The organism is Rhodococcus sp. ENV425 (genome assembly GCF_002887785.1).
Lineage (GTDB): Bacteria > Actinomycetota > Actinomycetes > Mycobacteriales > Mycobacteriaceae > Rhodococcus > Rhodococcus aetherivorans.
The window spans coordinates 4,730-13,188 of sequence record NZ_PCZU01000201.1; the positions used below are offsets into that span (position 1 = coordinate 4,730).

8 protein-coding genes and 1 pseudogene are annotated in these 8,459 nt (G+C 71.5%); 5 read left to right on the plus strand and 4 right to left on the minus strand.

Annotation, left to right across the window (positions count from 1 at the left end):
* On the minus strand, nucleotides 1–660 hold a 660-nt coding region (locus CQZ88_RS31200), incomplete at its 3' end, for an acyl-CoA dehydrogenase family protein (protein ID WP_258008633.1).
* A gap of 63 nt (nucleotides 661–723) precedes the next feature.
* Here CQZ88_RS31200 and CQZ88_RS16665 point away from each other — a divergent pair.
* The 4 genes from CQZ88_RS16665 to CQZ88_RS16680 all read left to right on the plus strand — a co-directional run bounded on the left by CQZ88_RS16665 (nucleotide 724) and on the right by CQZ88_RS16680 (nucleotide 4,089).
* On the plus strand, nucleotides 724–1,425 hold the full coding sequence (locus CQZ88_RS16665) for a helix-turn-helix domain-containing protein (protein WP_029545165.1): 702 nt from the start codon (nucleotides 724–726) through the stop codon (nucleotides 1,423–1,425).
* A 93-nt stretch (nucleotides 1,426–1,518) separates the two neighbouring features.
* On the plus strand, nucleotides 1,519–2,856 hold the full coding sequence (mshA, locus tag CQZ88_RS16670; RefSeq protein WP_006936015.1) for a D-inositol-3-phosphate glycosyltransferase: 1,338 nt from the start codon (nucleotides 1,519–1,521) through the stop codon (nucleotides 2,854–2,856).
* Nucleotides 2,853–3,371 (plus strand): YbjN domain-containing protein, encoded by a 519-nt coding sequence (locus CQZ88_RS16675; RefSeq protein WP_180987032.1) that lies wholly within the window; start codon nucleotides 2,853–2,855, stop codon nucleotides 3,369–3,371. Before mshA ends, CQZ88_RS16675 begins: the two co-directional genes overlap by 4 nt.
* A gap of 379 nt (nucleotides 3,372–3,750) precedes the next feature.
* A complete protein-coding gene (locus CQZ88_RS16680) occupies nucleotides 3,751–4,089 on the plus strand; it encodes a transglycosylase family protein (protein ID WP_006936011.1) in 339 nt (112 codons plus the stop codon).
* 74 nt (nucleotides 4,090–4,163) lie between these two features.
* Here the strand turns inward: CQZ88_RS16680 and CQZ88_RS16685 are convergent, their stop codons facing one another.
* Nucleotides 4,164–5,360: a serine hydrolase gene (locus tag CQZ88_RS16685; protein ID WP_102800055.1), complete on the minus strand. Its 1,197-nt coding sequence runs from the start codon at nucleotides 5,358–5,360 to the stop codon at nucleotides 4,164–4,166.
* A 118-nt stretch (nucleotides 5,361–5,478) separates the two neighbouring features.
* Complete coding sequence (locus CQZ88_RS16690) at nucleotides 5,479–6,486, minus strand: AraC family transcriptional regulator (protein WP_044475929.1); 1,008 nt, start codon at nucleotides 6,484–6,486, stop codon at nucleotides 5,479–5,481.
* Nucleotides 6,487–6,683: 197 nt separating this feature from the next.
* On the opposite strand from CQZ88_RS16690, the gene CQZ88_RS16695 reads away from it, so the two are divergent.
* Complete coding sequence (locus tag CQZ88_RS16695; RefSeq protein WP_050035624.1) at nucleotides 6,684–8,270, plus strand: AMP-binding protein; 1,587 nt, start codon at nucleotides 6,684–6,686, stop codon at nucleotides 8,268–8,270.
* 4 nt (nucleotides 8,271–8,274) lie between these two features.
* Here the strand turns inward: CQZ88_RS16695 and CQZ88_RS31205 are convergent.
* Nucleotides 8,275–8,459 (minus strand): annotated as a pseudogene (locus CQZ88_RS31205) (pentachlorophenol monooxygenase); the annotation flags it as partial.

The window sequence follows — 8,459 nt, forward strand, 5'->3', positions numbered from 1 at the left end:
GACGAACACGTCGGTCAGCTCGACGTCGTGGCTGCCGGTCCCGCGCATGCCGAGCGAGTCCCAGTTGTCGAGGACCCGCACCCCGTCGGCCTTCATCGGGACCATCATGTTGAGCACGATGCGGCCCTCGTCGGGGTCGTCGTACGGGAACATGGTGGCGAGCACGTCGCCGACCGGGGCCTGGCTGCAGAACACCTTGCGGCCGTCGACGCGGTAGCCACCGGGCACCTTCCGGGCGGTCCCGCGCGGCCGGGTCTGGTCGGCGCCGCCGGTGGAGACGAGCACGAGTCCCTCCCCGGCGACGCGGCGCAGCATCCGGTCCGCGCCGGGCGCGCCGTGCCGGTACCGCCACGCGGCGGCGAGCACGACGTGGTGGTGCATGGACGAGGCGAGGGCGGTGGCCGCGCAGTGGTGCGCCAGGGTGCGTTGCACGGTGGCGACGTCGCGCACGGTCGCGCCGTCGCCGCCGAGCTCGCGCGGGACGGCGAGCGCGAGGCGGCCCTCGGAGCGCAGGATCTCGTAGGCCTCGGCGACGAACGTGCCGTCGCGGTCGTGGGCGCCGGCGTACGGGGCGATCCGCCGGCCCAGTTCGTCGGTGCGGGCGGCGAGTTCCTCGCGGGGGCGGGAGCGGGGGGACTGGGTGATGTCTACGGTGGTCATGTCTCGACGGTAGGGGCGCAGATCGATGCCGCCCAGTGCACGTTCTGGACCTACTCTGGAGATGTGCGCGAGTACGGGCAGTACTGTCCGGTCTCGATCGGCAGCGAAGTGCTCGCCGACCGGTGGACCCCGCTGATCCTGCGCGAAATGGTCTACGGCAGTACCCGTTTCAACGAGATCGAGCGCGGCCTCCCCGGCATCTCCCGCACCCTGCTGGCCACCCGGCTGCGGCACCTCGAACGCAAGGGCGTGCTGGAGCGGGTCCCGCAGGCCCGCGGCTGCGAGTACCGCCTGACCCCGGCCGGCCGCGAACTCGCCCCGATCCTCGTCGCGATCGGGGAGTGGGCGGTGAAGTGGTTGTTCGCCGAACCGGTGCCCGCCGAGGTCGACCCGGTGACGCTGACGTGGTGGATGCACCGCCGGGTGGACCGCGACCGGGTGCCGCAGCGGCGGGTGGTGATCGAGTTCGACTACACCGGTCCCGCCCCGATTCGCCTGTGGATCGTCCTGGACCGGGGCGAGCCGTCGGTGTGCCGCAAGCCGCCGGGGTTCGACGTCGACCTGTACGTGACCGGGGAACCGGTGGCCCTGATGCGCGTCTTCGCCGGCACCCGGACCCTCGCCGAGGCGATCGACGACGGCAGCGTGCAGGTGCACGGGCCGTCCGCGCTGGTGCGCGAGTTCGGGACCTGGTTCCTGTGGAGCCCCTTCCACGCGGCGGTGCGCCGCGCCGTCGCGGGTTTCGAGGCCGGCGAGCATTCCTGAACGGCCGGGGTGCCGCGTCGAGCAGCCGCAGCGCGCCGGAGCGCAGGGGAGGGCGGAGCCGGGCGGGGATGTGCGGCAGGGCAGTATGGAGAAGTGACGTCGAAGTCGAACAGCCGTCCCCGCCGCGTGGCCGTCCTGTCGGTCCACACCTCGCCGCTCGCGCAGCCCGGCACCGGGGACGCCGGCGGGATGAACGTCTACGTTCTGCAGACCGCCGTGCAGCTCGCGCGCCGCGGGGTCGAGGTGGAGATCTTCACCCGGGCGACGTCGTCGGCCGACCCCGTGGTGCAGGAGGCGGCACCCGGCGTGCTCGTGCGCAACGTCGCGGCCGGTCCGTACGAGGGGCTCGACAAGCACGACCTGCCCACGCAGCTGTGCGCGTTCGCGGCCGGGGTGCTGCGGGAGGAGGCCCGTCACCCGCAGGGCTACTACGACCTCGTGCACTCGCACTACTGGCTGTCCGGCCAGGTGGGCTGGCTCGCCCGGGACCGGTGGGGAGTCCCGCTGGTGCACACCGCGCACACGCTCGCCGCCGTGAAGAACGCCTCGCTCGCCGACGGTGACGTGCCCGAGCCGGCGGCCCGGCAGATCGGCGAGCAGCAGGTGGTCGCCGAGTCCGACCGGCTCGTCGCCAACACGGTCGACGAGGCGGCGCAGCTCGAACGCAGCTACGGCGCCGACCCGTCGCGGGTGGACGTGGTGGCCCCGGGTGCGGACCTGTCCCGTTACCGGCCGGGGGACCGGGCGGCCGCCCGGGCGGGCCTCGGCCTCGACCCCCGCGAGACGATCGTGACCTTCGTCGGGCGCATCCAGCCGCTCAAGGCACCGGACGTGCTGCTGCGGGCCGCTGCGGCGGCGATGTCCGCCGACCCGGAGGTACCCCTGCGCGTGCTGGTGGTCGGCGGGCCCTCCGGCACGGGACTCGAGCGGCCGCACTCGCTGATCGAACTGGCCGCCGAGCTCGGAATCGCCGCTCGGGTGACGTTCCTGCCCCCGCAGCCACCCGAGCGGCTGGTGCAGGTCTACCGCGCCTCGGACGTGGTGGCGGTGCCGAGCTACTCCGAGTCGTTCGGCCTGGTGGCGATCGAGGCGCAGGCCTGCGGGACCCCCGTGCTGGCCGCGAACGTCGGTGGCCTCGGCGTCGCGGTGCGCGACGGCGAGACCGGGCTGCTCGTCGACGGCCATCGCACCGACGACTGGGCCGCCGCGCTGCGCGCGCTGGTCACGGACCCGGGACGGCGGGCTGCGCTCGCGGCGGCCGCGCCCCTGCACGCGGAGAACTTCTCCTGGGAGCACACCGCGGAGGGTCTGCTCGCCAGTTACCGTAAGGCCGGTGCGCTGCGGAACCGTTCGCTCGGGACCGGCGAGTTCCCGCTGCGCCGGCAACGCGGAGTGTGGAAGATCCGGCGGACGACGGGGGTACGGGCGTGAGCGAGCGACTGAGCGAGACGATCGAGGCGACGCTGCGCGATCGCGGCCTCGAGTTCTCCCGCAAGGAGGGTGGGCACTTCGTCGTCGACCTGCCGGGGGAGAACAAGCTCAAGACGACGACGCTGCTCAGTCCCGGCAACCACGGCCTGCGCATCGAGGCGTTCGTGTGCCGCAAGCCCGACGAGAACTTCGAGGGCGTCTACCGGTACCTGCTCCGCCGCAATCGGCGGCTGTACGGGGTCGCGTACACCCTCGACAAGATCGGGGACATCTACCTCGTCGGCCGGATGTCGGAGGCCTCGGTCACTCCGGACGAACTGGACACGGTGCTCGGCCAGGTGCTCGAGGCCGCCGACCACGATTTCAACGTCATTCTCGGACTCGGATTCCTCACCTCCATCAAGCGGGAGTGGGAGTGGCGGGTCTCGCGGGGCGAGTCGCTCCGCAATCTCGAACCCTTCCGGCACCTGATCGAGGACGGCCGGCCCTTCATGGTGGAGGACGCGCAGCCGTAACTCCGCGATATCGGTGACCCGAGCCACAATATTACTGTGAGCATGGTCACATAACGGCCGTGTAACTACACGATTTCGAAACGGCGATTACTCGGACGTCACCTGGGAAAACGCTACCGCCCGATCTTGGAATGTGAGACGGGCGTGCCGGAAAACAGCGCGTGACCGATCCGTGATGAGTCTCTAGCGTCGTAATCAGCCCGATACCACCGGGCAAGCAACACCGGCCCGTCGCCGCTGACTCTGCCCCGCGGGACCGGAACTCGATACCTGATCGAGGGGCAGGGACGAGGCACAGCTCCGAATCCGGGCAGCGGGATCGACATCGTCGGCCGCCGCAGTGCCTCGCCAGCAGACGCGAGAGGAATTCAACCGCATCATGGCAAACTTCACCTTCAAGCGCGCCCTCGGCACCGTCGCCGCCACCGCGGCCCTGGCCGTCACCCCGTTCGCACTCGGCACCGGCACCGCCAACGCCGCCTCCGGCAACTGGGACGCCGTCGCGCAGTGCGAGAGCAGTGGGAACTGGGCCATCAACAACGGCAACGGCTACCACGGTGGCCTGCAGTTCTCGCCGAGCACCTGGAACGCCTACGGCGGCCAGCAGTACGCCCCCACCGCCGACCAGGCGACCCGGGAGCAGCAGATCGCCATCGCCGAGAACGTCCTCGCCGGCCAGGGCGTCGGTGCGTGGCCGGTGTGCGGTCAGTACCTCTGACCCCACCGCCCGGGCTCACGCCCGTAGCAGCCGAACGAACCCCGCGTGCACCGCACGCGGGGTTCGTCGGGTTCTCACCGGATCCGCGACGCGGCCGACCGGCGGTAGGCGGCGGCCTCGAAGTCGAGGTATCCCCCGAACGAGACGGCGTCGGCGAAGGGCAGGATCTGGGTGGCCCAGAAACCGGCGATGCCGTTCTGGCGGTCGATCCAGTAGTACAGGTTCGCCAGGCCGGCCCAGCCGAGCGCCCCGGCGGGCCGACCCGTCGGCGCCGGCTCCTCGTTGACCATGAACGTGTATGCCCAGTTCTTGGGTAGCCCGGGGAAGAACTCCGCATCGTTCGACAGCGCGGGGATCACGCCCGGCAGGGCGGTGATCTGCTGCCCGTCCAAACCGCCGCGCACCGCGTCGGCGACCGTTCCGGCGGCCAGCACCCGGCCGCCGGGCGCGTCCCCGTCGCGCAGCCACATCCGGAGGAACCTCAGGTAGTCCGGGACGGTCGTGTACAGACCGTGGCCCCCCATGTGGACCTCCGGATCCTGGGGGAGCACCATCTCGGGCATCGGTACGACGGTCCCGTCCTCGCCGCGCTGGTGGACGACGGCGAGCCGGTCGCGCATGTCGGCGGTGAGGGTGAACGCCGTGTCCGCCATCCCGAGGGGCTCGAAGATCCGTTCGCGCATCACCTCCCCGAGGCGCCGGCCCCGCACGGCCTCGACCACCAGCCCGCACCAGTCGATGTTCGAGCCGTACATCCACCGCTCGCCCGGATCGAACAGCAGCGGGGTCCGCAGCGCGGCCTTCGACGCCGTGATGACGCTGGGCTGACCGTGCTCCTCGGCGAGACGCCGGTAGTTCTCGTCGAAGAAGTCGTACCCGAGGCCGGCCGTGTGGAGCAGCAGCATGCGGGTGGTGATGTCCCGTTTCGGCGCGCGCAGCAGGGGCTCGCCGTCCGTTCCGAAGCCCTCGAGAACCTGGAGTTCGCCGATCTCCGGCACATACCGGGCGGCGGGGGCGTCGAGGTCGAGCAGGCCCTCCTCGACGCACTGGAGTGCCGCGGTGCCGGTGGTCGCCTTCGTCGTGGAGAAGGCGGCGAACACGGTATCGGCGGTCATGGCCGTGCCGGACCCGGCAGCCCGTTCCCCGGCCACCCCCGAATACACCACGTCGTCCCGGTCGGTGAGCATGGCCACCACGCCCGGCAGGCCCCCCGGGCTGTGGGTGAGTTCCCGTAGGGCTGCATCCATGGTGCTCGCGAAGTCGTCTGTCACGGTTCCTCCTGTGCGCGGGTCCGCCGCCGGTGGGCTCACCGGCGTCGGATGCGGACGCTACGGACAGGGGTGTGACGTGGGCCACCTCCGATCGGCACGCGCTGTCGGATTTCGGCACTCACCGTCCGCGGGCCCGGGCGAGGGTCCGCGACGGGTTCTCGCCGAATCGGCGACGGTAGGCGGCGGCGAAGACGCCCATGTTGACGTAGCCCCAGCGGGCCGCCACCGCGGAGACGGTGCACTCGGCCGACGCCGCGGCGAGTTCGTCGCGGATGTGCTGCAATCGCACGTCGCTCAGGTACCGGTTCGGCGTCGTGTCCAGGTGGCGGCGGAACCCGCCCGACAGTGCGCGCACGCTGACGCCCACGGCGGCGGCGATCTCGGAGACCGTGGGCAGATCCGCGGCGTGCTCGCGGATGTACTGTTCCGCGCGGCGGACGTACGCCGGCGCGGCCGGCTGCCGGTCGGCGTCGAGCGCGACGCCCGCTGCGGCGGCCCATTCGGTGACGAGGTGACCGAGGAGCAGCTCCTGCAGGTGAGCGCCCGGCGGGCCCTGCGCGATGCGCACCGGATCGGCGCGGATCGCGCGGACCGCATACGCGAGCAGCGCGTTCCAGCCCGACGATCCGGCCCCGACGACGCACTTGTGCTGCCACAGACGGTCGTCGGGAACGACGCCGAACCAGCGGTCGGCGAGGTCGGCGACGAGCCGGTGCGGCACCGTCAGGTTGAGCTGGAGATGCTCGTCGTCGAAGTCGACGCGGTGCTCGATCCGGCTGCAGTCGGCCACGAAGGTGGCGCCGGAGTCGATCTCCACCTCGCCCGCTGCGACCCGGTGCCGGGCGTGACCGCGGATCGTCGTCAGCACCAGGATGTTGCCGGCCTCGGCCGAGAGCTGGTCGACGGTCACCGGGATCCCGTACCGGAACCGGGTGAGCACGATGTCGCCGATCGCGGCGGAGAACATGCTCGATCGCGGGCGCAGCAGGCGCCCGCTCGGCCGCACGCGATAGGGCATGTACACCTGGTCCGACCACGCCCGGATCTCGTCCCAGTCCGTCGAGACCGTCGCCGGCGAGGGGGCGCAGCCGGAGAACGGGTCCAGCGAATGCACGACGTCCGTCATCCGGCCGAGCCTAGAGCGCCGGGGCGGGCGCCGACACTGCCCGATCGGCTGGGTCCGGGCGCGCGCGACCGGGCACGCGACGGCCCCCGACGCGGTAATGTCCGGCGTGCGTGTGACTGCCTTCACAGCGGTCAGGTACCGTACTCCCGGCACGTCTGGCACGGCGTGCCACAGAGTCCTGCTCCCGAGGAGAACCCATGAGCTTTCGCAGCCCGTTTCCCGACGTCGAAATCCCGGCACTGAGTGTCTACGACTTCCTGTTCGGTTCGATCGCGGAGGCGGACCTCGGTCGCCCGGCGCTGATCGAGGGCGCGTCGGGGGCCGTCACCGACTACCGCGCCCTGATCGGGCAGATCGACGCGATCGCCGGGGCCCTCGCGGCGCGCGGCGTGGGGGTCGGCGACGTCGTCGGCCTGCTCTCGCCGAACGTGCCCGCCTTCGCGTCCGTCTTCCACGGCATCCTGCGGGCGGGCGCGACCGCCACCACGATCAATGCCCTCTACACCGCCGAGGACATCGCCAAGCAGCTCGAGGATTCCAAGGCGACGTTCCTGTTCACCGTCTCCCCGCTGCTGCCGCACGCGAAGGAGGCCGCGGCCAAGGTGGGCATCGCCGACGACCGCCTCGTCGTGCTCGACGGCGCCGAGGGGCACCCGTCCCTGCGCGACCTGCTCGCCGAGAACGCGCCCGCCCCCGAGGTGTCGTTCGATCCGGCCACCCATCTGGCGGTGCTGCCGTACTCGTCGGGCACCACGGGCCGCCCGAAGGGTGTGATGCTCACGCACGCCAACCTGGTCGCCAACGTGTGCCAGATCAACCCGCGCATGGGCATCGGCGCCGCCGACAAGGTCCTCGCCGTGCTGCCGTTCTTCCACATCTACGGCATGACCGTGCTGCTCAACGCGGCCCTGTACAACCGGGCGTCGCTGGTGACGATGCCGAAGTTCGACCTGCCGGAGTTCCTGCGGATCGTCGCCGAGCAGAAGTGCACGTACGTGTTCATCGCGCCGCCCGTCGCGGTGGCCCTCGCCAAGCACCCCCTCGTCGACCAGTTCGACCTGTCCAGCGTGCACACCGTGTTCTCGGGTGCCGCGCCCCTGGACAAGGAACTCGGCGGTGCGGTCTCCGCGCGGCTCGGCTGCAAGATCCGCCAGGGCTACGGCATGTCGGAGATGAGCCCGGTCAGCCACGCCATCCCGTTCGACGGCGACGACGTGCCGCTCGACTCGGTCGGCCCGACGATCGCCAACATGGAGTGCAAGCTGGTCGACCCGGGCACGCTCGAGGAGGTCGCGTACCCGACCGGCGAGGGTGTCTCCGAGCCGGGTGAGCTGTGGTGCAAGGGCCCGAACGTGATGGTCGGCTACCTCGGCAACCCGCAGGCCACCGCGGAGACCCTCGACGCCGACGGGTTCCTGCACACCGGCGACATCGCCACGGTGGACGCGGCCGGCAACGTCACGATCGTCGACCGGCTCAAGGAACTGATCAAGTACAAGGGCTACCAGGTGCCGCCGGCCGAGCTCGAGGCGCTGCTGCTGACCCACCCGCAGATCGCCGACGCCGCGGTCGTGGGCGTGCTCGACGACGAGGGCGAGGAGGTGCCGAAGGCGTTCGTCGTGCGCCAGCCGAACGCGGAGCTGACCGAGGACGAGGTCATCGAGTTCGTCGCCGAGCGCGTCTCGCCGCACAAGAAGGTGCGCCGGGTGCAGTTCATCGACATCGTTCCGAAGTCCGCCGCGGGCAAGATCCTGCGCAAGGATCTGCGCACGCCGACGGCGTAGCCGGTTACCGTCCGGGCCGCAGGATCCGGCCGAGATGCGCCGCGAGCGCCTCGATCGTCGGATCCTGCGCCCGGAATCCGACGTAGCCGTCCGGCCGCACCACCACCACGGCCGCGGCGGCACCGCCGAACCCGTACGCCTGCGCGGCGCGGCCCGCGTCGTCGCGCAGCACCCTGCCGTCGGCCGGCG

Coding starts and splice junctions, on each gene's coding strand:
- CQZ88_RS16680 (WP_006936011.1), top strand. CDS start 3,751: ATGGCAAACTTCACCTTCAAGCGCGCCCTCGGCACCGTCGCCGCCACC.
- CQZ88_RS16690 (WP_044475929.1), bottom strand. CDS start 6,486: ATGACGGACGTCGTGCATTCGCTGGACCCGTTCTCCGGCTGCGCCCCC.
- CQZ88_RS16695 (WP_050035624.1), top strand. CDS start 6,684: ATGAGCTTTCGCAGCCCGTTTCCCGACGTCGAAATCCCGGCACTGAGT.